The following is a 26,130-nucleotide window of genomic DNA, read 5'->3' on the forward strand; positions in this document are numbered from 1 at the left end:
CTTTACTTTAAACAATTTCTAGAGGAGAATAGGACGCTATTAGCAATAAATACTTACTAGAAACTACCATTATTTCTAATACACGCTATAAAGTGAATATTTTTTTATTTGCAATTCCTCAACCATGTAAAATTAACCATCAGTTATCAACTATTTAGCAATGACCAATCACCAATCACCAATCACCAATTACCAATTACCAATCACCAATTACCAATTACCAATTTTAGATGTATCTGTAGTTGTCCCTATTAAAGATGAGGTCGAAAGTTTACCCTTATTACTAGAAGCCATTTCTACGACTCTCACCGCTAGTGAATTAAATTATGAAATTATTTGTGTAGATGATGGTTCTAGTGATGGTACAGCAGAATTTCTCAAAGCACAAGCCCAAACGCGCACTGATTTAAAAGCGATCATTTTGCGACGTAACTATGGACAAACTGCGGCTATGTCTGCGGGTTTTAATTATGCTACCGCTAAAGTAATTGTGACTTTAGACGCTGATTTGCAAAATGACCCCGCTGATATTCCCATGTTATTAGCAAAGCTGGATGAAGGTTATGATTTAGTCAGTGGTTGGCGGCAAAATCGTCAAGATGGGGCATTAAATCGGTTGCTTCCTTCTAAAATCGCCAATTGGTTAATTCGTCGGGCTACAAGCGTCTATATTCATGATTATGGTTGTTCTTTGAAAGCTTATCGATCTGAATTGGTTGCAGATATGAATCTTTATGGAGAACTACACCGCTTTTTACCTGCATTGGCATATATTGAAGGGGCGAGAATTACAGAAGTACCTGTCCGTCATCATGCGCGACGTTTTGGACAAAGTAAGTATGGCATATCGCGGACGTTCCGGGTATTGATGGATTTATTAACTATTCTGTTTATGAAGAAGTTTCTCACCCGTCCCATGCACGTTTTTGGGCTATTAGGCTTAATTTCTATGGTTTCTGGGGGAGGAATAGGTATATATTTGACTGTTATCAAATTGGCTTTTCATGTAGATATTGGTAGCCGTCCTTTATTGATTTTGGCAGTGTTGCTTTTAGTAACAGGAGTACAGCTATTTTGCTTCGGCCTTTTGGCAGAATTACTGATGCGGACCTATCATGAATCTCAAGGACGACCAATCTATCGGGTGCGGGAAGTTGTGGCGAAAAATATTAAGTAACGTAACAATAGAGAAATAATACTTTTTGCATTATTGCATCTGCCGTGAAAGCCTTTGATACTTTTGACGCTAATCTGCGAAAAAACCTGCTCATGTTATTTGCAGCGGGTTTGTTTTTCTGGTCAGGTTTGGCTTCGTTATTGCCTACCTTACCCTTATATATTGAACATATTGGTGCAAGCAAACAAGAAATTGGCATTGTTATGGGTAGCTTTGCCATTGGGATGTTGCTATGTCGCCCGTCAATGGGTGCTTTAGCAGATATACGAGGTCGTAAAATAGTATTATTGATTGGAATGTCCGTAGCAGCGATCGCTCCTTTGGGATATTTGTTTGTCAAATCAATTATTCCCCTGATGATAATTCGCTCCTTTCATGGCATTAGTATCGCTGCTTTTGCCACAGCTTACATTGCCCTAGTGAGCGATTTAGCACCAGAACACCGTCGCGGTGAAGTCGTCGGTTATATGAGTTTAGTTAATCCCCTGGGAGTAGCACTTGGCCCCGCTATCGGGGGATTTTTGCAAGCAAGCGCTGGTTATACTCCGTTATTTTTATCATCTGCGGCTTTAGGTAGCATGGGTTTATTATGTATAATCCCCATTGTCAATCCACCTATTATCACCAAACCACATAACAGCAAAAATGATAACTTTTGGCAAATATTAACTAGTCCTCGCGTGCGAATTCCGGCCATTGTCTTATTGCTGAGTGGTTTGACTTTAGGTAGTTTGCATACTTTTATCTCCCTATTTATCAAATCAACCGGCGTTGATTTAAATCCAGGTTTCTTTTTCTCTGCTGCCGCTGTCTCCAGTTTTAGTTGTAGATTATTTAGTGGTAAAGCTTCTGATAGATATGGTCGGGGTTTGTTTGTCACCATGAGTTTAATAGCTTATACACTCTCTATCATCTGCGTTTGGCAAGCAAATAACTCTTTCATGTTCTTATTAGGAGCATTGATGGAAGGTGCTGCTTCTGGTACACTCATTCCCATGATTTCTGTATTAATGACAGATAGGGCTTTACCCCATGAACGCGGGAGAATATTTGGTGCTTCCTTAATGGGATTTGATATCGGTTTAGCTATAGCTGGTCCAATTTTTGGTACATTTGCCGAAACCCTGGGTTATCGGAATATGTTTGGTTTGACTACGGGTTTAACTGTGATAGCCATGATCATCTTCCTTACCCAGTCTAGTCGTAATATCCCTCAATCTCTACGTTTTGCCTTTGGTCGCACAGAAGATATCTATGCTGTGAAATAATATCTTCAAAAATTAGATATGGATTATCAACAACCCTTGTAGAGACGTTTCATGGAACGTCTCTACGATATTTGTCACCAAATCTCTGTTAGAAACTACCAAATAAAAAAATATCCCAAAACTGACGCAAAAACCTGCTCTATTTCTTCTTTCTCTGTGTTCTCTGTGCCTCTGTGGTTCGTTTATTCAACCCATTAAAAATGCACAAACTCCAAAAAAGGAACCTGTGCATTTTTAATTATAAAATGGGCGAGGAGGGATTCGAACCCCCGACACCGTGGTTCGTAGCCACGTGCTCTAGTCCACTGAGCTACACACCCTTGACCCACGAATTTAATAATAGCACATACTTTCCCAATGACGCAAGCTAATTTTTCAAATTCTTTTCCACTAACCCATTTGGATGCCCAAGGAGAAGCCCAAATGGTTGATGTATCCGGCAAAGTCGCCACCATTCGCCAAGCAGTAGCCACTGGTAGGGTGCGAATGTTACCTGAGACGTTCGCCGCTATTCAAGCCGGTAACACCCCCAAGGGGGACGTTTTAGCAACTGCTAGGTTAGCGGGAATCATGGCTGCTAAACAGACAGCTAATTTAATTCCCCTTTGTCACCCCTTACCCTTACAGAAAATCACTGTGGAGATTATCCCCGATGCTCAACTACCTGGTTATCAAATTGATGCCACTGTGAAAACCAAAGCGGAAACTGGCGTGGAAATGGAAGCTTTAACAGCGGTATCTATTGCCGCTTTAACTTTATATGATATGGCTAAAGCCTTAGAAAAATCAATTCAGATTGAAGGAATTCATTTAGTCAGTAAGACAGGTGGAAAGTCTGGAGATTGGGGATAGGGCGTAGGTTGGGTTAAGCGACAGTGCAACCCAACGTAAGTAAGTCGGCCCAATAAAATCGATATATGTTTAGTTTTGTAAAAACCGTGAAACACCCTATTTATAAGGTATTCGTTAATTTATATTTCGTTACATAGATTGATTTTTTAACGCCGACCTACTTAATCATTAATAATGTTGGGGTTGGGAGTTGGGATGTTGGGTTTCCTTGCGTCAACCCAACCTACCTATGATTATAAATTTACTCAAAAACTACCGTTCTATTTCCATAAACTAAAACGCGATTTTGTAAATGCAATCTTACCGCTCTTGCTAACACAATTCTTTCTAAATCTTTCCCTTTTCTAATTAAATCATTTACCTCATCCCGATGACTTACCCGCACTACATCTTGTTCAATAATTGGTCCTGCATCTAAGTTAGGGGTAGCATAATGGGCTGTTGCACCAATAATTTTTACTCCTCTTTCAAAGGCGCGATGATAGGGATTAGCACCAATAAATGCAGGTAAAAATGAATGATGAATATTAATAATTTGCGGGAATTTTTCAATGAAATCTGCGCTAACTATTTGCATATATTTTGCTAAAACTACCAAATCAATTTTGTATTCATGCAGTAATTCTAGTTGTTTAGCTTCTTGTTCTTGTTTATTGTCTTTAGTAATAGGTATGTAATGATAATCAATGCCAAATTGTTCAACTACTGGTTGTAAATGGGGATGATTACTAATAATCAAAGGAATCTCCCCATGAAATTCTTTAGCGTGATATCTCCAAATTAAATCAAATAAACAATGATCTTGACGACTTACCCAAATAGCAATGCGGGGAAGAGTATCAGAAAAGTGTAATTCCCATTTTGCATTTAAAGATTGAGCAATAGCATTAAAAGCGGGAGCAATTAAATCTTTTGGTAAATTAAATCCTTTTAATTGCCATTCTATGCGAGTTAAAAATAATCCAGCTTCAAAATCTGTATGCTGATCTGCATGAGTAATATTGCCACCATAATCATAGATGAAATTGGCGAATTTGGCTACCAATCCCTTTTGATCTGGACAAGAAATTAATAAAGTTGCTGTTTGTTTTGTCATTGAAAATAAGAAATAATAATTTTTGCTATTTGAAATCTCGTTCCCAGTCTCTGACTGGGAATGCTATCACAGAGGCTCTGCCTCGACTATAATTGAGAGCAGAACCTTCTAGAACTGCCCCGACTATAATGAAGGCAGAGCCTTCTAGAATCCATTCCCATACCATTGGTGACAAGTTAAGGCTATAAGTCTTTTGTCAAGCGGTTTTTGGATAATTATTGAAAAAAAACTCGTCAGACCCCCGCTGGAGATCAGGAAAAGGCGCGACAATTAACTTAACATTTGGTTTTCGTTTCTGTTTAATAATACCTAAATCTCGATTTTGAGGGTCAGCAAAATACTTAACTTTCTTCGGTTGCCTTACCTTTTTGATGAGCCATTGTAAAATGATAAAGACCACGATAAATCATTTCTAATGAAATATCATCAAAGGGGAGAGAAAGTTCGTCAGCTACAGCATCACCTAAATCGACTAAAACCGCATAAAATATCCAAGTTGCCCAAATCTGCAATTTAATTCCATTAATTGAACCCGTCCATAAATAACTTAACCCCAAGAGTCTTTTTACTATATTAAAAGCATCTTCAATCCGCCAACGTTGCCGATATAAATCCGCTACCACATAAGGAGGTAAAACATTAGGATCTAACACGCTGGTTAAATAGGAATGCCATGTTTTTCCTGACCGCACTTCAATCAAACGTAAAGTGATAAATGGAGTCTTTTTAGTGCCTTCAAGCCAGACATATCTTTCGGTCTCGCAATCCATAACTATCTGTAAATATTTGTTCTACCTTGATTGCTGCTCCTTTTTTTATTCTCATAATAAAGTCAACTTTTTTATCAATTAATTGTAACCAAAAATAAAAGTGATAAAACCCTCTGTTTTTGACCACTCCAAATACCACCCTTGACAATTTTCCCTTTTCCTTAACTTGTCACCAATGGTCTCTAGCTAACATTCTTGTCATTTCTCTGACCCCGGCTACGTCTCGCCATAATAAGGTTAACACCGCAGCCATCATCAACGGTAAATTCAGTATCCTTTCTCTAAGTCCTAGTTTTCGGTAGTAATTTTCTTGATTTGTAATCGCTGGTGTCAGTAATCTTTCCAATTGCTTGGCTATTACTTCATCTTCCACCATTGGTCGCTGTTTCTTTTTTGCGTGGTCTCTGTTGTTTTTTTTACTGGTTGTCATGGTTGGACTCAATCGCTCAATTACTTGTCTAGACTGAGTTTCCCATGTTTTTGACCACTCCAAATACCACCCTTGACAATTTTCCCTTTTCCTTAACTTGTCACCAATGGTGTGAGCAGGATATTAGGATTGTAAAATCTTAAGAATCCCCGTGTCTTTAGAGCGGGGAGTGTCAAGACAAAAAAATGCAATAATAAAGTAAGGATTTTGTTAATGAATAACCCCTGATTTTTCCTGACTCTCAAGTATAGTCCTTTCAAGGTGACTAACGGAAATACGTCATTTCATTACTATCATCTTGAATCTTCCGCTCATATTTTGGTTTTTTTGAAGGTTGAAACAACCAATATTCCTTCAAAATTTCACCACCTTGAAAGGGCTACTCTCAAGTATTACCATAAACTGTAGAACCAAGAATTTAAAGAAAATTGTGACTAAAATTATTGCTATTTTCAATCAAGCCGGTGGGGTGATGAAAACCAGTCTGACTATGAATTTGGGTTATCATCTTTCCCGCAAACACAAAGTTTTATTGGTGGATACTGACCCCCAGGCATCCCTGACAACTTTTATGGGACTTGAACCCCATGAACTTGAAGAAATCGTTGCTGACTCACTACTCACACCAGAGACTAAATTACCAATTCACCACAATTTACACGGTATGGATTTAGCCCCGGCTAATATTACCCTCAGTGCGGTAGAATTACAACTCTCTGCGGTTATGGCCAGGGAACTACGACTCAAACAAGCTTTAGAACCCATTTTAAATAACTACGATTTCATTTTGATTGATTGTCCTCCCTCTTTAGGTATCCTCAGTATTCTCGGACTCTGTGCTGCTACTCATGTTTTAGTGCCAGTTCAGACTCATTACAAAGCATTCAAGGGAACGGAGTTATTGTTGGATAGCATCAAACAGGTGAAGAAACATATCAATCCAAAATTAGCGATCGCCGGATTTGTGCCAACTTTGTATGTGAACGCCAACCAAGACAAAGTAATTTTGGAGGCTTTGGAACAGCAGTTATCACCAGCCAAAGTTTATCCGAAGATACCCCGTGCCACAGCCTTTGCGGATGCAGTGATGAATAGTCAACCCTTGGCTGTGTATGACCCCAAACATCCAGCGATAGCGAAGCGCTCCGTAGGAATCGCAGTGTTGAAAAAGATCGCCTTGGGGATGGAGAAACTGTAATGGTCAAGAAAGCTTTAGAACTCCCAAAAATGCGTGGTGTGGAAGATTTGTTGAGTATGGATGTGGAATCACCAACTGCCACCGTTAATATTGATAAAATTCGTTTACCTGCTCAACAACCCCGACGGTATTTTGACCCTGAGAAACTCAGTCAACTGGTGCAGTCAGTTAAAGAACACGGGATTTTACAACCTTTGTTGGTGCGTGCTGTTAATGGTGAATTTGAGTTAGTCGCTGGTGAACGCCGACTCCGGGTGGCCAAAGAAGCGGGGTTAACGGAAGTACCAATTATCACCAAGGAATTATCTGACCATCAAACCCTGCAAATTGCTTTATTGGAAAACCTGCAACGGGAAGATTTAAACCCAGTTGAAGAAACCGAGGGGATTCTAGAATTATTAAGTATTGAACTTGATGTAAATTCTGGTGAGGTGATATCAATTCTCAATCAAGCAGCCAACGCTAAAAAACGGGGTTTAGACCTGACGGAAAACGTTTCCCGTCAACTGGAAATTGTGGGATTGGTGTTACAGGGTGTGGGGAGATTCACTGCTGAAAGTTTCCGTACCAGTCGTTTACCATTATTGAATTTACCCGATGATGTATTGGAAATATTGCGGCAGGGTCAACTAGAATACACCAAAGCTAGGGTGATCGCTAAACTCAAAGATGACGGTGAACGTAGGGAACTACTGGATAAAGTTCTTAATGAAAATCTATCTTTAAGTGAGATTAAGCAGTTAGTAAAGGAATTAACCCCAGGGAAAACTACACCAAAAGAGACATTGAATGCTAAATATTCCGAGCTTGGTAAAAGGTTGAAGAATGCCCAGGTGTGGGAAGATGTGAAGAAAACCAAGAAGCTAGAGAAATTGTTGGGTGATTTAGAACAATTGTTAGAATAGAACCCCAGAAATAATCAAAACAGGAGATACATTATGGCGAGAAAGTCTAAGGATTTTAATGAGTTGATGAAACAAAAACAGAGTTCCCAAGAGAAACATAAAAATCTCGAAGCACTTAGAGAAAAGATGCAAGGGGGTGTATTTGGGGAATTGGCTGCAAATATACCGATAGAACCCAAGGGCGCTCCAAAAATGTCAGAAATTCTCCAACAGTTCGTTGCTCCGTACTTAGATAATGTACACACATCAAAACGACGTAAATCATTATTTAGTTTGGCTGTGATAGCCTGGAATGCGGCGGTGATGCCTGAATCTCAACAAAAAACAACACTTGATACTTTCTTGGAACAACAGTTATCAAATCAGGATGCAGAAACTCAACAGGCGATTACACAAATGATTGATGAACTAATTGCTAGGAAACATCAGCATTTCTCTGATAATAAATATTTTATTCTGGACTTTCAAATTACAGAAACAGGACAAAGATATGATATCTCTGTGGCTTCAACTTTGTGGGAAAATCCTCAATGAATTATGACTGTAGCACCTATGTCACATAATTTTCTTAGAAAAGAGTAGATTTGTTTGTGTTTGCCGCGAAGAAAAGCGATTAATTGTCATTCCCAGTCTTGTTGAGATTCGCTAAATCTTCTAGTTGTCTTGTTTAAATTAAAATCAGCCGCCATTAAATCAATACCATCAATAATTTTACTAGGTTCGGCAATTCTCAAAGCCGTAAAACATTTGTCTCGATAATTAGGGTGATTTTGGAAAAAGGCGATCGCTTTTTTTAAAGGTTCAATTACAGGATAAGCTGATTCTGCCTTCTCAATAGCTGCTTGAGGAATGGGAGAATTGAGCCTTTGCATAGCCAAATCAATTAAATCTCTCGACTCTACCGAGGAATCATTCCATCTGTCAGAATTAGCTAAAAGTTTTTCCGCAAAACTATCAATTTGATTTAAGCATGGGACAGGCGACCAACTGGGATAATCTGCTGCTCCCAATTCAATCCGTCCTTCCATAATTATCTCAAATTTAATCAGAGTTTCATCAACTATAATAGCAAATCTTACTCCGTACTGGTCAGCTTTAATTTCTCCGGGTAGGTTGAGATTATTTCGAGTGTTAAAAAGGGCATTATATTGATTTTCAGCTATTTTTTGGCGCAGTAATCGGTAGCCAGTACCAGTGGAACAGAGAAAATCTATATCCTTGCTTAATCTATATTCCCCATGATTTAAACTAACCAGAGTCCCACCGCCAAAATACGCGCCACACTCTAATAAAAAATTAGCCTTTAATTGATTAAGAACAATTAAAATTTTTTGATGAAATTCCCTCTCAAACATTTTTGCTCCTAACCATGAATGATAATATTCAGCTAACTGTTGCACAAATAAGGCTTCTGTATGGCTCAAGTTGCCTAAAACTCCCCGGTAATGCCACCCTCGTTCATATATTCTCAGCATTTCTAAAGGAGTAAGATTTTCTATATCTTCTCTTTGCCAACATAATTTTTCTAAAAACGGTAATTTCTCTGGAGTTTTAATTTGAGGTTTAATTAACATTGGGATATACTGGAGTTGAGGATTTTGAATCAGGGAATAGGAAGAAAATTGAAGAAGGAGTCAGATTTCGCCTTGATAAATAGTTATTATAATTGTCAATTAAAGCAATATTGTAATTATACCCCATATATCTATTTATCAGAAACATTAATAAAATCCTAATAATAGGAAAGGATAGTAATTTATTGGTACATTTATCAACAAAAATGTTATTATTTAATAATAGGGGGTAAATGAGCAGCCATGCAGAAAGTTACGATAAGGACTTGAAACCCTGCTGGTAACATCCTGATTGACATAGATAAAACTGTACCATCTAAACGTCTCTGGTTTTTGTAGCCTGAAATCCTTATAGCTACGTTGTTAAATGCTGTATCAAATAAACTTTAGGTAAATTGGTACGTTGAGAATTACCAAAAATATTGATTGACAGAATGCTTATCCAGTATGGCTTACAGCCTTAGCGTAACTTTCTGTACGATTACTCATTTCACCCCTAACTCAAGTTGGTTGGAATATAGATGCTTTTTTACGTCGGGGTGGTATTTACTCTTGGAAATAGTTAGCATCAGGTCAATCACCATCAGCGATTCCTACGGAGCGCTTCGCTATCGCTATTTCCAAAACCCCACCAAATTCTTAAAGGAAACCATGAAAACTATTTTAAAGACCACAACATTAGCAGTAATTACAGCTTATATGGATTTAACTGATTTACCTATTTCTAATAGTGATAATCAATCAAAGGAAAGAGTAGAAATAGATTTTTTGGTATTCTATAAACAAAAATGTATGATTCTAGAACTTGATGGAGTTCACCACCAAGAAGCATCACAAAAAACTAGAGACTATAGAAGAGATAGGGTTTTATTACGTGATGGTATTCGTACCGTTAGATTTGATGCTGGTGAATGTTTCAATCGTCCTATGGATGTTGTTACAGAGTTTTTAAATTTGTTTTAATCGCCAGGATTTTATGCTTTTAAACAACTATATAAAATCTCTTTCCATCTTGGTATATCAATTTCCCAAACCACAGTTATATTCGGTTGTTTGTCAAGAACACCTAATTGATCAACCACTGTCATCCCACGAGTTAAATCACTTGTTGTTTCTACATCCACAAAATATTTTCCTTGACGGGTAACAATGGCTGGATCAAGAGCAACTGCCATTGCTACTGGATCTGCTAGTGTTAATCCCATAGCTCCTTGTATTTTTATAGAAGCTTCAATAGCAACTCGATTGCTATTCACTGCCAAAAGTGACTTCTCTGTTCCGAAAGCCGCAATCATATCAATTTCAGTTGAGGTTAACGCAGCAGTAGGGGTAAAGACAAGATTCGCGCAAAATTTAGCACGACGTAAAGTTTTGTAACAAATTCAACGTTATCGCCTGTGTCTATATGCTAAAAAAGCACACTGAGTAAGGCTTTCAGTCTTATAAAAGCTTCCCGCTTATTTATCCCATCTTGTAAAACATTGCCGAAAACGGAAGTTGAAGACTTTTATCAAGAAAGGACAAAACCTTTGTTATTCCGCTCAATTGATCTCATAACATTACCTAAAATGAGCCAAACTAGGCAATGTTTGAATGTTGGAAAGACATAAAATACATGACTACTTTACAAAACTTTACGTCGTGCTAAATTTTGCGGGTATCTTGTCTTTACCCCCATTAGAGACTTTGAGCAGATGCTGTGGTCAGTTACGCGCTATGCCAAAGACATGGTTTCTGGTGATGGGGTGCTGATTTGGGTATCTGGAGAACAAGCCGGAATCTATGCGATCGCTGAAATTCTTGAATCCCCCAAAAACGTCGCCACCCCTGCTGATATTGGTTATTGGATTGATACCAGTCGTGCCAGTAATAGAACCTGTGTCAAAATTCGTTTTACCAGCAAATTGTTAGATAAACCACTACTACGGGAAAACTTAAAACAAGACCCTATGCTACAGCATTTAATGGTTATTCGTGTCCCCAATGGCACTAACTACAAGGTTACACCGGAAGAATGGCAGCGCGTACATGAATTGCGGAATTAACCAATTATTGAAGGGGAATTAGGGAATTAGGCGATCGCTCCACTAAAGAACCCATTGATTAAATTTTGAACATTTTCAAGGAAAATCTATGAAACCTGTTTTGAAGACCCAAAAATTAGTATTACCACAAGTACAGCGATACCTACCGTGGGCGAAGCGATCGCTATTTATCTTAGGATTCAGTTTAATAACTTTAGGTGTTAACGAATTATCAGTATTAGCCCAAACTCGACAACCAACTAATGCAGAAATTAAAAGATTACGTCAAGAACTTGAGCAACAAATTAGGAGAACCAAAAATAATAATGTAGGTGCTGGTTATCTTCAAGATAGACGTACTCAAGTAGAAAAGAAGACAAGAGAATCCTTTGTACGTGCTTGGTCAAAGACTGAACCAGGACTAGCACCTTTTATGGGTATATGGTCTGGATATGAAAATAGTGAACACATCTACCCTTCAAATACCAAAGGTAAAGTTTGCATTGTTTCAACTGCTGAAGATTATGGCAGTTTCAAGACTGGCATTTTATCTAATGGATTAATAAAAACAAATGGTGGAGAAGTGTTATTCAAAGAAGGAAATTATTATTTAGGATCAGCATTCCTCAAAAATGGCAGATTTGTCAGCAATAATAGTGAGATTCCTTTACGTTCTCCCAGACCTATTGAACCGCTAAATAGATTACTTGAATATATATCTGAAGCATCAGAAAAAAATCAAATTTCTCAACAATTTAAAGCTGCTGGTTGTGCTTCTAGTTTACCAAATTCGTCTGCAAATACACAACCCCAAAACAAAAACGTTTCTAAAATGAATAATCAAGAACTAAGTAGGTGAACAAAATAAAAATGAGGGGTATTGCGTTTTGTGAAATGGCTGAAACTCAATCAGAATCTCGCATTGAGACAACTTTACATACCGTTATATACCTTTAAATTTTTCTGTTCACCTACTTAATCAAGGATGGCGTGAGAAAGCGATAGCGAAGCGCTCCGTAGGAATCGCTCTTACTAAATTCTTGGGGGAAATTGAGCGATCGCTCTCCCAATTCTTAGGGAAACCCAGGTGATCGCCACTCGTACCCTACTAAATTTTTAGAGGAAACCATGAACCTGAAACTATTATTAGCAGCAGCCATAACGACTTGCATTGTCACCACAGCCACCCAAGCTAAAGCAGATATTTACCAGACTGGGAAAGAATTGATATCTCCATCCGTCATTGAGAATTTTACAGTTTTTATTGACAAAATACTATTTTTGTGTATAAACGAAAGAATCGGTATTTATCGTTTGATGGATTTTTTCAGAGTCATCGTGATGGTTTAAATTATTGTCAATAAGTAGACGTTAATGCAAATTTTTGGGTCATTATTGAGATTAAATAGTCCTTATTGATAAGATGCGTTTCCCCTGATCAAGGTGCTGTTCACTATTTGAAGGAAAATTATGATAGGTATTTAAAGTCAAAATTTGGTAATAAAAAACCATTTTGTTTGATTCTTAAACTACAATCACCTTTAACTTATGGTGTTGAGGCAGTACAAGTTGTTAAAGATATAACTGATATAGCATTTCTTCGTTTTAATCATTAATCTTGGTGGCTACCTAATAGGTTTTATTACGTGATGGTATCTGTACTGTCAAATTTAATGCTGATGAATGTTATCATCGTCTTATGAATATTGTTACTGGATTTCTCAATCTGTTTTAGGATTTTAGGATGTTACTGGAGGATGATGGACGAACATCCATCAATGCGGATTTACGAGTTAGAAGATAAACAGGATTAGTAAAGCGAACTACTTGCAGCAGGGCTTACGCGATCACCTTCTTTTCAGCCCTTCCCAAAATAGGAATTAGCCACTCACTAATCACAAGCATCAATTACCTGTTCTTTATTGTGTAGAGAACAATGCCTAATTCAAAACAAGGATGGTAGCCTTTATCCTCTGGTTTATACATAAATAACTTACCAGCAGGACCAACATTGAATTTACTTAATTGCCTACTTAATCTGTGTATCGCCACCTTAAGAGGGGAGTTTTTGCTTGTTCCTCCCTCAAATTGAACTCCATTCTCATAAGTATAATCCCTAACAGATGAAGGATCATGCTCAGGAATATCATCTACTTGCGGTTTTGACTTACGTGGTGAACATTTATAATCTTGCTCACAAATAATTACCGGAGTTTGTAATTCAGTTTTTTTTGCCAAACAAGCTAATATTTGGAAAGCACTTGATTCGGCTTTTATTCCTGATAAAGGATCAAGTTTTTTAGAACCAGGCATTTCTAATAACACAGATTTTTCCTTCGCCCTCTCCCAAAAATTATCTAATATTTTCAGTTTAGCTTTCTCTGATTTACCTTTTTCCAGCAAAGGAGCTATGGACAAATATTGCTTTTTAGGCATATTCATCTGTTCAGCCATAGCCTGACGTTCATCGCTTGTGAACCCTAAACCAATTAAAACTTTTGGTGTGACTACAGAAGTGTTAGCAGATACATTAGGCTGGTTAAGTAAGTTTATTAGCCAGTCGTAAGAACCATCAGGATCTTCCTTTATATCTGATTTGTGAATGACATCAATAACTCCTTTTTGCCTCCGCAATTTTGCTGTTTCCCGTCTAAATAGTTGATTATCACCATCACTCAGAAAAACAGGGGCTGCTGTAACTACAATAATTTGTATATCAGAGCGTTGGGCGCAGATTTCTCGTATCACACCCGTTCCTTGCCATTGTTGGAGTTCTCTTTGCTCCTCAGTTTCAGAAGTAGGCGTAACATAGAGAATCTCATCAATTAGTGCAAACTTGACAGTTGGGTTTGTTTTAGCTATTTTGATAGCTTCTTTGGCATCTTGAGTAGAGTGACAGATAAAACCAGCTTGTTCTAATCGCCGTTCATGTAGCGCTACCCAAAGTTCATCATCATCTAGCACTAAAATACTGAAATCAATCACATTCTCACCTTTTTAATATGAAGAAATAAATTTTTCACCAGTAGATTGTAACAGGTCTTTTAAATGGTTAAATGCTTCTTCTAATCTAGATATTGCCTGATATCTTTGTTCGTTATCCTGAATACTAAGATTATTTAGTGCTGTTTGAAAGTGCTGTTGTAATTGTTGACGCTCATTTCCAATTTTCACGACTGTATGACAAGCTACGCGAGCATCTGCTCGCCATTGTTCAATAGCGTTTTCTATATCTTTTATTCTCTGATCATCTTCATGACTTAGATTTTTAAGATATTTAATATTTTCCAGGCATGATGTTATTTGATTATTCCTTATTTTTTGCATAGCTTGTAATTCTTTCTGCAAAAATTTAAGGTTTTCTGGCTCTAATGGGACTAATTCTGCTATCTTATTTAGCAAATCAGGAAGTACCCAAGAACTGCCGAAACAATCATGAGAACCATGTCCAAAAAGCAGAACTCGGTACTGCTGTTTTAAGAGTGAAAACGGAGTAGCAGTCAACACTAAAACAGCACCACTGAAGTTTTCTACTCTCAGCATTGGCAGGTGTTTTAACTGGTTTTCTGCCATGATAATGACGGATTGTTTGAAAGCCTTCGATTTATGTAGATGTTCATTTTCATCAATAAATAACGTGGGAATATTATTCAATGTAGAGATAACACCGGCTGTAGCAACACTTGTTAAACTGTCCCTAAAAGCTAAAATTGTATTAGATTGAGATTTAATTTTCCTCACAACTAAATCAATAGATTGTAAACACAGTTGAGTGTTAAGGACTTGATCAGCCGCTACTACTATATTTGGATTGATTTGCTTTTCAGAGAGTGTAGATGAAGCAATATGATGGATTAAAGTTGCAACATCTTGTTTATCACTATTATTTCTCCTGGTTATCTGCCACTCACTATCTAATAAATTTATCAGGTAATCAGCTTGTTTTTGGCTATACTCTGAAATACCCAAACCGTTAAGCCACCATGATGGATGCCATACTTCTTGTTGCTGAGAATATACTGCTAGATAAGTTTGAGAAAGCAATGACAGTGCTGGCAGTAATTCTAAAGTTTTACGGCAGATAAGAGGCAAACTTAAGGATTTTCCAGTTACATAGTCAGCTATCTCTTCAATATCTTGTAGTTTAATTGCAAAATTTGGCGCTGTTGGACGTAATATTGGCAAAATACCTTCTTTAACTTCAGGATTGCCAGGAGTATTAAACTCAAAAATATGTTGAGAATTTAAATTACAACTACGCCAAAGTTGTTCATCACTAGAATGAAAAAATATAGCATCTATGAATGTAGGTAATTTGCTTTTGGGAATAATTACCCCTTCTGTATCGCTATGGTTAAATTTTCTATAATCACTGTTGGATGCAATGATGTATACTTCAGCAAAATTATTTAATAAAGCTTTTGCCCAAAGAGAATTTCTATTATCTCTGCAAATCACACAAGCAGTTAGGTAAGGTTGAATTAATTGTATGTTATTCATAATTGATGTAATGTTGGTGTTAGTTTACTTTGTAGAAGCAATTACTATTGTGTCTGCTTCCATGTATACAACTCCCGGACTCATAAATCCACTTTCACTAATTGCCATTTGGCACCATAAATTCAAAATAGTAGTCCTAGTATTTTTAGCAATTTGTGACATATTTATTGTTGGTTGTTGAAATGTTTTACTATTAATTTTCGCTAGACTGTCTGGACTATCTAACGATGGTTTTTGAGCATTCCAGTTAAGTTGTATTTTTAAAACTCTACCTGCTTCATAAAAGCATACACTACGTACTAAAGATTTTCCGGATGAGCTTTCTTGATTTGTATGGCGTGGGGTAAATAGACAAATAAATAAGTCATAGAGAGCAATAGCTGAAGTGCGTGCCGTTTCTTGCTCCTGTAAAGCGAAAATTGGACTACTAGCGTGTGAACAAGCAATCCAAGTTTCAGGGTCATTTATGAAAATATCTGCATTTCCGTAAACTTTTTGATGAGCCATTAATGCTATAATATAAGCAGAGCCAACGCAAAGATTACGCTTTGCACTATTGTTGGTTTGACCACAAAAAAAAGCACCAGCCAGACATTTTAGTGACTCATGAATATTATTAGCTGATGCCTCATTTTCCCACCAAGCGTTAGGTAGATTAATGTATAAGGCATCGGTGATTTTCCTTTTGTATTCACTAGCGTGAAAAAAATCATTATCGTCTTTTGACTCAAATAAGAATTTTCTCACTTCTCCAAAGTTATGCTTCACTAGGATTGTTGTATCATCGCTTAAAAACCATCTATCCGAGTAACGCCATAGTCGGTATAGAGGATGTTCGTCAATATCTAACCAAGACAAAAAAGCTTCAGGTAGTTGCTTATAATCCTGCTTACAAGAGTGAATTAATGGTTTTGAAGGTCAACCAACATCGTCAGAATTACCCTACATATATCGAAGTGAAGCTAAATCTGGTACTAATTCATTTTATATGTTATTAGTAATAATAAGCGTGTAACTCTAGCAATAAGAGGTGTTCGCCAATTAGATACTAGTGTGGCTTTAATTACTTATTTATTAGCAGAACTTGAATCCCTAAAAATAAATGTAAAAAAACTCTATTTGGATAGGGGATTTTTTAATACTCCTGTAATTAGATGGTTACAGGCATTAGATATTCCCTTTCTTATGCCTGCTATCAAGACTGGAAAAAAAGGAGGAATCAAACAATTCCTCAAGGGTAAAAAAAGTTATAAAACTACCTATACCATTACAAGAGATAAAGATGATTTCGTCACATTTGATTTATGGGTTGTCTGTAAATATAGAAAGGGAAAGCATAAAAAGCATGGAGTTCAATATTTTGTTTATGTTGCTTATAAGGTAAAAACAAATTTAAATTACATCTATCAAGATTATCGAAAAAGATTTGGCATTGAAACTAGTTATCGTCTGAAAAATATTTGTCGAATTAAGACGAATAACAAAAATCCAGTCTTGAGATTACTATTCATTGGAATATCCTTTCTTCTAATTAACATCTGGGTGAATCTACTATGGCTCAAAATCAGTCGTAAAAGGAAAGGTAGTAGATTAATTTATCGCACACTTTTTACACTCAAACAGATGTTAGCCTTTTTATCTCAAGCTATACAGAGGAAATATCAAGTCGTTGAAAGCATTTATATTCCATCCGGTTAGCGTCAAGAAATTATTAACCAGCTAATCATAAGTAATTATTATCTATACTATGTCTGCTGATTAGAGTATCGGGAATAAAAAAGTATTTTATACTACACAGTATTTGGCGATCTCCCTTCAGGAAAAAACTTTTTGGTTTACTGCATATAGACAATACTTTAGCCAATTTTCAAAATATAGGTCTGAAACCCAATAAAATCGTGAAGATATCAATAGGGTTTCAGGGGTTTGGCTAAGGTATTGATAGAGATATAATTATAGTTACAGCATAGATGTATTTCCCGCTTCGTAAACGCTAATAATTTTCTTACGCAGATATGCCGAGTAGAGTTTTGTCTTATTTTTTACTTTTATCTTCTCAATTATTGTACCAAACCGTTACACAAAGTGCTGTATTTTTCGTTGTTCAGCATATTTTTATATTGATATTCGTCCCAAGTACAGTTAGGATCTTTCACGTTGTAATCATCGTATACCGCCTTAGCTAAAAGAGAATCTCCACCTAAACAATGAGAAAAACAAGCTTTATGACGGCAACTTGACTGGTCGTAACTCATAATTGCATGATAAAAAGGTGAGTTTATTGCTAATGCTTTGTGGTAAATATTTTGGATATCTTCCATCTGAATATTGCTGACAGCTAGGTGAGTATAATCTTTTTGGGTTAAAGGTTCACATCCTCCGACTACATAACCATCTGATGAAATCCGCAAAGTGTGTCGCCAGTATTCAGGAATTAATTCTGGGCGAAGTGTGATGGTTATAGAGTCATTAATGTGAATATTTTGATATAAGTGTCCATATTCATCTTGACGAATCTTTTCTGGAATTAGCCAACCACTTTCTATTAAAGCTGGAATAAAGGCAGCACAATAAGCACAAATTTCTACTAAAATCGTGACTGATTTAGAAATTTTAATTGGCTGAAGAGATTGAGATAAGCTGTCTAAAAAGACTACTATATCCTTGGATTGTAGCTGGTAGTTTTGCATTTTTACAGCCATCAAAGGACCAATATCAAACCATTGTATTTCTTCTTCAATAATAAGTTTATGAATTAGTTTAATAACTGAATCATCATTGAAGCGGTGGAGTGTAGTAGCTACAATTACTCTTTTGGCTAACTGGTGATTTACAGCAATTCTTAAGTTTTTTAAGACTAAATCAAATTTACCTTTTCCTCTAATTGCATCATGTTCATTACGTAAGCCGTCTAATGAAATATCTAAATAATCGAGTTGAATTTGCTCTAAATTATCAGCATATTTATCAATAGCTAAACCATTAGTAACTCCACCCATCTTGATTTGGGGATATTTTGTGCGAAGTTTAGCTATATGTTCAAACAAGGGGATTGAACGGTTGGGAGTAAGAGCATCTCTATCTGTGACTGCAATTAATCTTGTACCCATTTGCTCGATCATTTTTGTGACTGTGTTTAGTAAGATTGGCATGGGTGTTAATTGGCTGATCATAGTGCCACTTTCATAACCCAAAAAGCAATGTTGGCATTCTAATCCACAAGTATTGCCTATACCTAGTTCTAACTGTATAAGACCTGATGTTTCAACTAAATTTTGATAAAGTTGATAACTAGTAATTTGTTTTTGACCTACTGATAACCATTGTCTGACTATATTGATATCATAACCAATAGCATCATTGTGCTTTGCATATACTCCTCCTTTACTAGCTGCTAGAGACATATAAAACTAACCTCCTCATTCACCTCCTCAAACTTGGTTAATCCTCTAAAAGAAATTTAGTTTTGAAAATTGCTAGATTCTTCTTTAAGTTTTGTAAAATTGGTAAAGAGTGATCTCCTTTGTCTAGCGAGATGATTGTATACTTGTCCACTTCTTATAAAACCTCCGATTTAGAGACGAAAATTATGTAACAATTAACCAAGTTACAACAAAACTTATTTTTAAGTAAGTCGGCCCAATAAAATCGATATATGTTTAGTTTTGTAAAAACCGTGAAACACCCTATTTATAAGGTATTCGTTAATTTATATTTCGTTACATAGATTGATTTTTTAACGCCGACCTACTTAGCATTAAATTCTCTATCTATTACCCCATTAGGGATGCAAGCGATACCCCAGATAAAAGCTTGTAACCAGGTTACAAGAACTGACTTGCTAATTCTGCCTCTGTAGAGTCTATACAAGCAACTTTCTGAAAATTTTCATCGATTAACCTCAAGAATCGATACTTGTAACTGCTGATGTTGTCTATTGTGGTAGGTGATGCAGTTTGACACACTACCACAATTTAGATTATCTTCTAGGACAAGAATCGGACGTTAAGCAATTAAGGATTTTGCCATCCTTCATATGCAGCAAGCACTATGTCAATTGCAGGGTGACTGCACAATTGCTTAAATGCTTCAGTTCCACCAGATTTAATGGCAGAAACAATCTTAGCCTTAAGTTCTGGTCTCTTTTCAATTTCCCGCTTCAAAGCCTCAGCAAATCGCTGTTTTTGCGAATCAGTTTCGATAGAATAGATTTGTGATACAACATCAACTATCGCATTCATTTCCTGGGCAGATTCTACTACATCCGGGTTGGTGAAATAATTATTTTGTACTCCGATTTGCTCTCCTTCAACTTTATCTTCGTTGAAGAAGACACCATTGCTATTGGATACATAAATGTGCTTAATAGTCATTGGTAGAGTCGAGGGGGAATAGTCGGGTAAGGTTCAAGCGTCACCGCTCTCCCCTCCCCTAAGAACCGTGCATAAGACTTTCGCACTTACACGGCTCAAGCCTTACTTCAAGCGAGTTGACTTGGTTTTAGAATGTTCCTGTTTGTGACAAGCATGATGCAAGTGCTGTAGGTTTTCAATGCCGTCTTGTCCACCTTGAGCAACGGGAACTATGTGATGGGTGTTTAATTCCTCTCCATTGAATAAAGGTTCACCACAGATAGGACATTTCCAATTTTGGTTTTGAGCGATTTTATACTTCCAAGAGTTTTTCTCCCAGTAGCTCTTTCCATATTTCTGGTGGCGTTTTTCCCAGTATTCTTTGAGTGAAGGGTCATCTGGCGACGCTTCCCCCTTGACCTTTACATGGCGTTCGATGGGCGTGTACGCTATCGGAAATAGGATTATATCCTTTTCTTTCCCTCTACGGTCGCTAGTTATCGTAGCGAATGTCCATTTATTACCATTTATTGTCTTGAAGTAACGCTTCCGAATCCATTTTGTATTTTTGTTGGGATGTCTACGTTTAGCCCAACACCAAAGGTATCGCCATGTTCTACTTTTGATATATTCAAAAGTTTTTTTACTAACAACCCCTTTGTAATAATTGGAAAATCCACGAAGAATTGGATTAAGTCTTTTTATAACTGATTCTTGTTCGCACCCATTCATTGCTCTGATTTCTCGCCCAATTCGTTTGCAGAAGTCCAAGACTTTCTTCTTCGAGGGCTTGATAAGCAATTTGCCATTGTAATGGCGGTGGTTGAATCCAAGAAAGTCAAAACCATCCTCCATCGACGTGATTAACGTCTTTTCCGCACTGAGATTCAGTCCTCTTTCTGATAACCATTGCTGAATCTGGATTTGGGCTTTTTCAAGACTTCCTTTGTCTCTAGCTGTGACAATAAAATCATCAGCATATCTAACCACGCCAAGTTTGGAATTAGTGGATTTTATATAGTTTTCTAATCCATGCAAACCGATGTTGGCTAGAAGGGGTGATATTACTCCTCCCTGTGGTGTGCCTGTCTCTGTTGGGTGATATTTCCCTTCAAAGATAAATCCAGCTTTTAACCATCCTTTTATTAGGTTTCTTTTAGGGAAGTTTCCTAATCGCTTGAGGATAGATTCATGGATAATGTTATCAAAGAAACTTTGGTATTGAGCCGAGATACGTGTAAAAACCTGCAAGATGGTCTGGAAACGCTTGCTGTGTCTACATTTCAAAGATTTCTGGAGGAAGATTAATCGCCGACTCCAAAGGTTGAGGAATATTATGTAAATTCACCACATAATCACCGTATCTTTTGATATGTCTTGTAATATAAGGACTCAAAGCAGCAAGGTATCGCATAGGAATCACCTCACCCTGTGACATCAACTTTTGAATCGCCAACGACATATCCACCGTATTTTGCAAAATCACCGCACTGGCCACCAAATCCAAATACTTTAACCGCTTTTCCTGCTCAATCGGATCATTCTCAGTAATCATCCCTTGCTTACCAAAAAATACCCAATCCAGAAAACCATTATACATCTCCACAACATTTGTTACCGCCGTAATTTCCCGTCTCAAAGTAACATTAGAAATATAATCCAGCAGAAACATAGTCCGCACCACCTTACCTAACTCTTGAAAAGCTTGATAAAGACGATTTTTGCGACTGTAGCTCCCCAACTTACGTAACAACGTCGAAGGCATCACCTTCCCAGCCTTAATTGACAGCACCACCCGCATCATGTCAGACCAATGAGTCTGAATTAAACTCCAATTCACCACACCCTTAAACAGTGGCTCAATATGCTGATAGCTCACATCCGTACCAGGACGCACAAAACTAAGATCCTGCCAATTACGGATACGTGGCATCAACTTAATACCCAGAAGATAGGAAATAGCAAACACAGGTCCAGACTGACCTTGAGTATCTGCGTGCAACGTATCCGGCTGAATATCCGAAAGATTTTTCAACAACCCATCCAAAATATAAACCGCTTCCCAAACCCCACAAGTGATGAAGTGAGTAAACAAAGCAATGTATTTATCCGAGACATGATGATAGGCAATACCACCATAACCACCGTAACGAATATGATACTCACTGTGTAAATTATTCTCGTATATCTCAAACTTACTGCCATCCGCTGCCACCTTTTTCCCTGTCCCCCAACAAGAAGGTAAAGTAAACCGATTATAAGCATTAATAACATCCCGAATTGCCGCTTCAATCTTGGCAGCACTAACATGACGACGGTTAGTATAAGAAATTTCATGGGCAGTCACCATACCCCCCGAATGACGAGCCATTTGATTAGGTCCAAGATTGCAACCGTAACCAAAAGTAGTAAAAATATAACGTTCCCCTGGGTCAGATATTTTGGCTTCACTTCCCGACATCAAACCAAAATGTCTAGTCCAATTTAACCAATGCTCAACATTGCACAATATATCTAAAATACTCCGTTCCGGCATCAGCGCCCGGATTTTCGACTCCAATAAATCCACCTCTGGGGGTTGAGTAAATGATGGTGGTTTCTTTAATACAGGGTCGCCCTCCTTATTAATTGTAAATTGTTTATCAACAGCACAAATATTATCTACTTTCTCAGCAACTTGTGTTAAACATAAGCGTAAATGTTCGACAAAATCCGTTGGATTAGCCGGAAAACCAATTAAGTTACAGTAATCTTTTATTAATGGTTCACACTCAACAGGACTTAATAATTGTTCGCGGAAATCCGCGTAGCTTTCCGACCCCACAACACAGGCATCTCCCGTTTTAAATTCAGTCGCCAAATTGTAAAAGATGCAAATTTCTAATTGCTGACGTACCAAAACCTCGGTGTCATCAATTTCGGCGACGACTAGCGCCCGCCAGTTATTACTAATAAAATCCAAATTGATATCAAAAGGCAAATATTTAGAACGTTTGTGTTCATGATCTAACACAAATTGCAAAGCTGCAATCACTGATTCATCCGCAGAAGTAGAGAGAATATCTAGAGAACGCACTAAACTAAACAGTGCTTTGCGGTTGGCAGCATAAAACCGCCACATTAATGGTAAATAGTTATTGGTATTGTACGCCGCAATTTCATCTAATTTTTGTATCAGCAATTCTGCCCCACCATGTTCATCCAAAATTGACTGCACCTGTTCTCCAAATACAGCATTATCCTTGGTTTCCTTGGCTTGTTTGGATGCTTGTAATACTTGTCCCAATGTTGCTAACAACTCTGATGTTTCTGTCAGATGTTTATCCCGGAGTTCCTGCAATCGCAGTTTGGCATTATTTTGAATCTTCAAAATACGTTTAATAAACATCTCAACCAGATAATCACGAGTTTTTACCTGTGCTTCGTACAATAGACATAATAGCAATGTCCGCCGTTTGGGTAAATTAATATCTTGAAATTCTGTGATATCTAAAGTTCTAGCATAAGCAGCAAAATGTCTAACTTTGGTAGGAGTAATATTTTGTAGTAATCGCTTGGCATCTCCAAAAGTCATGAGCATATCAAACTTGTTTTGCAGGAGTTTCATCCCATTTAGTTTGGCACTTTTAGGTGGCGATTTTAATAAATTCAGGGTGGCATTTTCATTATCCTCCTCCTTGTCTATCACCACGAGCAATTGGTCTAAATAAATTTGTTCGGTAGTTGAAAGTCCTTGAGAACAAAGTGTAAATAACCGATTATTGACCATTGACCGAATGTGGCGAATTAATCGGTCAAGGGTGCTAAATGCTGGTAATTCGTATCGTTCTTTCACTAATTCCTCAATTGCCACATTGATTAAATCAGCAGGGTGGTCTTTAATTTGGGCTGCTTCTGCAACTAATGTGGCTATTAATCTTTGACCTGTTTTATCATATTGTTTGACTCCTAAATACTCCCGAATAATATTTTTATAGGTATGACGTTGGCGTTCGGAGGGTATTGCTTTTACTGAGTCTTGTAACTTTAAACACGACCGTAAATGTTTAATTACCGCAATTGGGATCTGTTCAGGATGAGGGAAATATCCTAGACGTTGAAAGGATTTCAACATCACCATTAACCGTAGCAATCCTTCATGGTTCTTGGTTTTAGACTTGACAAACTTGATTTCTGTAGGTGTTGGAGTGTAAAGTTCTGCCAGTTCTTTGGGGTCAGGAAATTGTTTAAATTTGGGATAAGCGGTACGGTCAATTGATGTCATTCAAGTAATATTTAAAACATATAATAATCTAGTGGAAATTTTGAAAATATACTGTTTCAACAAGGCTTTAATCTGAAAACCCGTTTATAAATCAAATACGAGTCTTATATAATACTAAGATTACTCAAAATGGTTTTATCCCTCACTCCCCTACCAAAGAGTATTTTATATTCTTTTGGGTAGAAATTGACAATGCCGATAAAAATGTTGTTTTTTCGCTCAAAAAGTTGTCAATAATTATGAATGTTATGGTGACTCAGTTCAGCTTTGTAGTTCTGGATTAATCAGCATATTTAAGGCGTGACGGGCGGCTGATTCGGCTTTTTGGGAGGTAACTTTCTGGTAGCGTAATGTGGTTTGAATGCTTTCATGTCCCATGAGTGAACGTAATTCTTCTATGCTGATTAATCCTACTCGTTCTGTAGCATAAGTATGGCGTAAATCATGAATGCGTACCCCGGTTAATTCGGGATTGGTATTGGTAATTTCTCGCCAATAATCATGCAATGTATGATAGCTAATTCTACTGACTTTGAGGGTAACTGGATGTTGTGCTGTAAACAATGCGTTGATATTTTTATGTCGTGTGTGTTGGAAATATTTATTTAGTGATTGGGCGGCATCATTGCTATAAAAGCACCACCTTTGTTTGTTGCCTTTTCCCAATACCTGAAATTTCTGATTTTTGATATCTAGGTCTGATAAATTCAGTGCTAAAAGCTCTCCTATTCTACATCCTGTGCGATGCAATAGATGAATTATTGCTGATAGTCGCAAGTCATCTTTGGTTGCTGTATAGAGGATATTTAGCTGGTCTGGTGTTAGATATCTTATGAGAGTATCGCTTTTATGTTCGCCTTTTTCTCGTTGTGGGGGACGCTGTTTTAATCCCTGAATTGGGTTGATTTTTATATACTCTTGTTGGACGGCGAAGTTAAATAGACTTTGCAGTATTGCTTGATGCTTATGGTGGGTTGTGTATTTTAAATGTGAGAGGCTATCTAGATACTCTATTAATGTTTGCTTACTGATTATTTCGATTAGCCAACTTCCATATTCTGCTAGGAAGTTTAAGAGGGTTAGTTCGTAGGTTTTAATGGTACTGGGTGCTAGTCCAGTCCGTTCTAAAAATTTGACGGCAACGGTGGCTAATGTGACAGCTTGCTTCACGGAAATTTGTGTGTTTTTAGCAAGGTTATTTATTCCTAAATTATATATCTTTTAGGGAGAAATATTGGCAGTGTTTTATGGATACTTTTAAAACTCCAAAACCTGGAGAATCTCTGTCCGACTATGTTTTGCGGATGAGAAAGGAACTCAATTTAACTCAGTTTGAGGTGGCGAATGCGGCTGGTGTTCATTCTCGCTCTGTGGGGAAGATTGAACGGGGATTGACAAGGAAACTTAGCCATAAAACTCTTGGCGGTCTTGCTTTGGCTTTGTCTGTGCCTGTTGAGTATTTGCAGGCTGTTGTCAGGGGAGAAGAGGTTCTGGTAATGGCAGCGATTAAGTTTTGCCCCCAATGTTGGAATCCTGGTGGCGTTGTGGATTCAATGTGGGGAAATGTTCGGGCTAGGTTTTGTTATCTATGCGGTACGCAATTACGGTCTAGTTGTGCTAATTGTGGTGAGTTGGTGGTGTCGTTGAGGTATAAGTTTTGTCCTCTGTGTGGAAAACCTTATAAGGATGGGGGGAAAAATTGTTGAAAGCTAGACACAGT

23 protein-coding genes, 1 tRNA gene and 1 pseudogene are annotated in these 26,130 nt (G+C 37.4%); 12 read left to right on the top strand and 13 right to left on the bottom strand.

The genetic code is table 11. The annotated features are described in order from the left end of the window. Window positions 1–160: 160 nt before the first annotated feature. The gene (locus BMF77_RS10260) at window positions 161–1,177 is read left to right on the top strand and encodes a glycosyltransferase family 2 protein (RefSeq protein WP_148762607.1); all 1,017 of its coding nucleotides are present in this window, start codon (window positions 161–163) and stop codon (window positions 1,175–1,177) included. A 44-nt stretch (window positions 1,178–1,221) separates the two neighbouring features. Then, complete coding sequence (locus tag BMF77_RS10265; protein WP_148762609.1) at window positions 1,222–2,445, top strand: MFS transporter; 1,224 nt, start codon at window positions 1,222–1,224, stop codon at window positions 2,443–2,445. A 246-nt stretch (window positions 2,446–2,691) separates the two neighbouring features. On the opposite strand, the gene BMF77_RS10270 is transcribed toward BMF77_RS10265, so the two are convergent. Beyond that, window positions 2,692–2,765: transfer RNA gene (locus BMF77_RS10270), tRNA-Arg, on the bottom strand. Window positions 2,766–2,802: 37 nt separating this feature from the next. On the opposite strand from BMF77_RS10270, the gene moaC reads away from it, so the two are divergent. Next, window positions 2,803–3,297: a cyclic pyranopterin monophosphate synthase MoaC gene (gene moaC / locus BMF77_RS10275; protein WP_148762611.1), complete on the top strand. Its 495-nt coding sequence runs from the start codon at window positions 2,803–2,805 to the stop codon at window positions 3,295–3,297. Window positions 3,298–3,538: 241 nt separating this feature from the next. Here moaC and purU read toward each other — a convergent pair whose 3' ends face one another. Together purU and BMF77_RS10285 are read right to left on the bottom strand one after the other, a co-directional pair. Next, a complete protein-coding gene (gene purU, locus BMF77_RS10280; RefSeq protein WP_148762613.1) occupies window positions 3,539–4,393 on the bottom strand; it encodes a formyltetrahydrofolate deformylase in 855 nt (284 codons plus the stop codon). A 196-nt stretch (window positions 4,394–4,589) separates the two neighbouring features. After that, window positions 4,590–5,539: pseudogene (locus BMF77_RS10285) on the bottom strand (transposase). A gap of 484 nt (window positions 5,540–6,023) precedes the next feature. On the opposite strand from BMF77_RS10285, the gene BMF77_RS10290 reads away from it, so the two are divergent. Genes BMF77_RS10290 through BMF77_RS10300 form a run of 3 tightly spaced genes read left to right on the top strand, consistent with a single transcriptional unit; the run spans window position 6,024 to window position 8,230 of the window. Continuing rightward, a complete protein-coding gene (locus BMF77_RS10290) occupies window positions 6,024–6,791 on the top strand; it encodes a ParA family protein (RefSeq protein WP_148762615.1) in 768 nt (255 codons plus the stop codon). After that, window positions 6,791–7,696, top strand: coding sequence for a ParB/RepB/Spo0J family partition protein (locus BMF77_RS10295; RefSeq protein ID WP_148762617.1), 906 nt, complete (start codon window positions 6,791–6,793; stop codon window positions 7,694–7,696). Before BMF77_RS10290 ends, BMF77_RS10295 begins: the two co-directional genes overlap by 1 nt. 33 nt (window positions 7,697–7,729) lie before the next feature. Continuing rightward, a complete protein-coding gene (locus tag BMF77_RS10300) occupies window positions 7,730–8,230 on the top strand; it encodes a hypothetical protein (protein ID WP_148762619.1) in 501 nt (166 codons plus the stop codon). Between the two features lie 86 nt (window positions 8,231–8,316). On the opposite strand, the gene BMF77_RS10305 is transcribed toward BMF77_RS10300, so the two are convergent. Next, window positions 8,317–9,270 carry a nucleotidyl transferase AbiEii/AbiGii toxin family protein gene (locus BMF77_RS10305; protein ID WP_148762621.1) on the bottom strand — a complete coding sequence of 318 codons (954 nt, stop codon included), beginning with the start codon at window positions 9,268–9,270 and terminating at the stop codon, window positions 8,317–8,319. A 552-nt stretch (window positions 9,271–9,822) separates the two neighbouring features. Between BMF77_RS10305 and BMF77_RS10310 the strand changes: the two genes are divergently transcribed. Next, window positions 9,823–10,233 (top strand): DUF559 domain-containing protein, encoded by a 411-nt coding sequence (locus BMF77_RS10310; protein ID WP_246863114.1) that lies wholly within the window; start codon window positions 9,823–9,825, stop codon window positions 10,231–10,233. A gap of 11 nt (window positions 10,234–10,244) precedes the next feature. Here BMF77_RS10310 and BMF77_RS10315 read toward each other — a convergent pair whose 3' ends face one another. Continuing rightward, a complete protein-coding gene (locus tag BMF77_RS10315) occupies window positions 10,245–10,565 on the bottom strand; it encodes a nucleoside hydrolase (RefSeq protein WP_246863115.1) in 321 nt (106 codons plus the stop codon). A 399-nt stretch (window positions 10,566–10,964) separates the two neighbouring features. Between BMF77_RS10315 and BMF77_RS10320 the strand changes: the two genes are divergently transcribed. The 3 genes from BMF77_RS10320 to BMF77_RS10330 all read left to right on the top strand — a co-directional run bounded on the left by BMF77_RS10320 (window position 10,965) and on the right by BMF77_RS10330 (window position 12,644). Further along, entirely contained in the window at window positions 10,965–11,315 is a 351-nt protein-coding gene (locus BMF77_RS10320) for an EVE domain-containing protein (protein ID WP_148762623.1), read from the top strand. Window positions 11,316–11,403: 88 nt separating this feature from the next. After that, a complete protein-coding gene (locus tag BMF77_RS10325) occupies window positions 11,404–12,153 on the top strand; it encodes a hypothetical protein (protein ID WP_148762625.1) in 750 nt (249 codons plus the stop codon). 269 nt (window positions 12,154–12,422) lie between these two features. Next, the gene (locus BMF77_RS10330) at window positions 12,423–12,644 is read left to right on the top strand and encodes a hypothetical protein (RefSeq protein WP_148762626.1); all 222 of its coding nucleotides are present in this window, start codon (window positions 12,423–12,425) and stop codon (window positions 12,642–12,644) included. Window positions 12,645–13,202: 558 nt separating this feature from the next. On the opposite strand, the gene BMF77_RS10335 is transcribed toward BMF77_RS10330, so the two are convergent. The 3 genes from BMF77_RS10335 to BMF77_RS10345 are packed head-to-tail and all read right to left on the bottom strand — an operon-like array spanning window position 13,203 to window position 16,652. Continuing rightward, a complete protein-coding gene (locus BMF77_RS10335; RefSeq protein WP_148762628.1) occupies window positions 13,203–14,279 on the bottom strand; it encodes a hypothetical protein in 1,077 nt (358 codons plus the stop codon). Between the two features lie 12 nt (window positions 14,280–14,291). Further along, window positions 14,292–15,794 carry a hypothetical protein gene (locus BMF77_RS10340; protein WP_148762630.1) on the bottom strand — a complete coding sequence of 501 codons (1,503 nt, stop codon included), beginning with the start codon at window positions 15,792–15,794 and terminating at the stop codon, window positions 14,292–14,294. A gap of 24 nt (window positions 15,795–15,818) precedes the next feature. Continuing rightward, window positions 15,819–16,652 carry a hypothetical protein gene (locus tag BMF77_RS10345; protein WP_148762632.1) on the bottom strand — a complete coding sequence of 278 codons (834 nt, stop codon included), beginning with the start codon at window positions 16,650–16,652 and terminating at the stop codon, window positions 15,819–15,821. A 195-nt stretch (window positions 16,653–16,847) separates the two neighbouring features. On the opposite strand from BMF77_RS10345, the gene BMF77_RS10350 reads away from it, so the two are divergent. Continuing rightward, window positions 16,848–17,492 carry a transposase gene (locus BMF77_RS10350; RefSeq protein ID WP_246863116.1) on the top strand — a complete coding sequence of 215 codons (645 nt, stop codon included), beginning with the start codon at window positions 16,848–16,850 and terminating at the stop codon, window positions 17,490–17,492. A gap of 362 nt (window positions 17,493–17,854) precedes the next feature. On the opposite strand, the gene BMF77_RS10355 is transcribed toward BMF77_RS10350, so the two are convergent. The 5 genes from BMF77_RS10355 to BMF77_RS10375 all read right to left on the bottom strand — a co-directional run bounded on the left by BMF77_RS10355 (window position 17,855) and on the right by BMF77_RS10375 (window position 25,580). After that, a complete protein-coding gene (locus BMF77_RS10355) occupies window positions 17,855–19,198 on the bottom strand; it encodes a radical SAM protein (RefSeq protein WP_148762634.1) in 1,344 nt (447 codons plus the stop codon). 609 nt (window positions 19,199–19,807) lie between these two features. Further along, a complete protein-coding gene (locus tag BMF77_RS10360) occupies window positions 19,808–20,167 on the bottom strand; it encodes a hypothetical protein (RefSeq protein WP_148762636.1) in 360 nt (119 codons plus the stop codon). 102 nt (window positions 20,168–20,269) lie between these two features. Beyond that, window positions 20,270–21,397: a reverse transcriptase domain-containing protein gene (locus tag BMF77_RS10365; protein ID WP_210422331.1), complete on the bottom strand. Its 1,128-nt coding sequence runs from the start codon at window positions 21,395–21,397 to the stop codon at window positions 20,270–20,272. A gap of 25 nt (window positions 21,398–21,422) precedes the next feature. Continuing rightward, window positions 21,423–24,410, bottom strand: a complete 2,988-nt coding sequence (locus tag BMF77_RS10370) for a Tn3 family transposase (protein ID WP_148762638.1) — start codon at window positions 24,408–24,410, stop codon at window positions 21,423–21,425. A 261-nt stretch (window positions 24,411–24,671) separates the two neighbouring features. Continuing rightward, a complete protein-coding gene (locus BMF77_RS10375; protein WP_148762640.1) occupies window positions 24,672–25,580 on the bottom strand; it encodes a tyrosine-type recombinase/integrase in 909 nt (302 codons plus the stop codon). A 77-nt stretch (window positions 25,581–25,657) separates the two neighbouring features. On the opposite strand from BMF77_RS10375, the gene BMF77_RS10380 reads away from it, so the two are divergent. Next, on the top strand, window positions 25,658–26,116 hold the full coding sequence (locus tag BMF77_RS10380; RefSeq protein WP_148762642.1) for a helix-turn-helix domain-containing protein: 459 nt from the start codon (window positions 25,658–25,660) through the stop codon (window positions 26,114–26,116). Window positions 26,117–26,130 lie beyond the last annotated feature (14 nt).

Source organism: Dolichospermum sp. UHCC 0315A (assembly GCF_008121535.1).
GTDB classification, from domain to species: domain Bacteria; phylum Cyanobacteriota; class Cyanobacteriia; order Cyanobacteriales; family Nostocaceae; genus Dolichospermum; species Dolichospermum lemmermannii.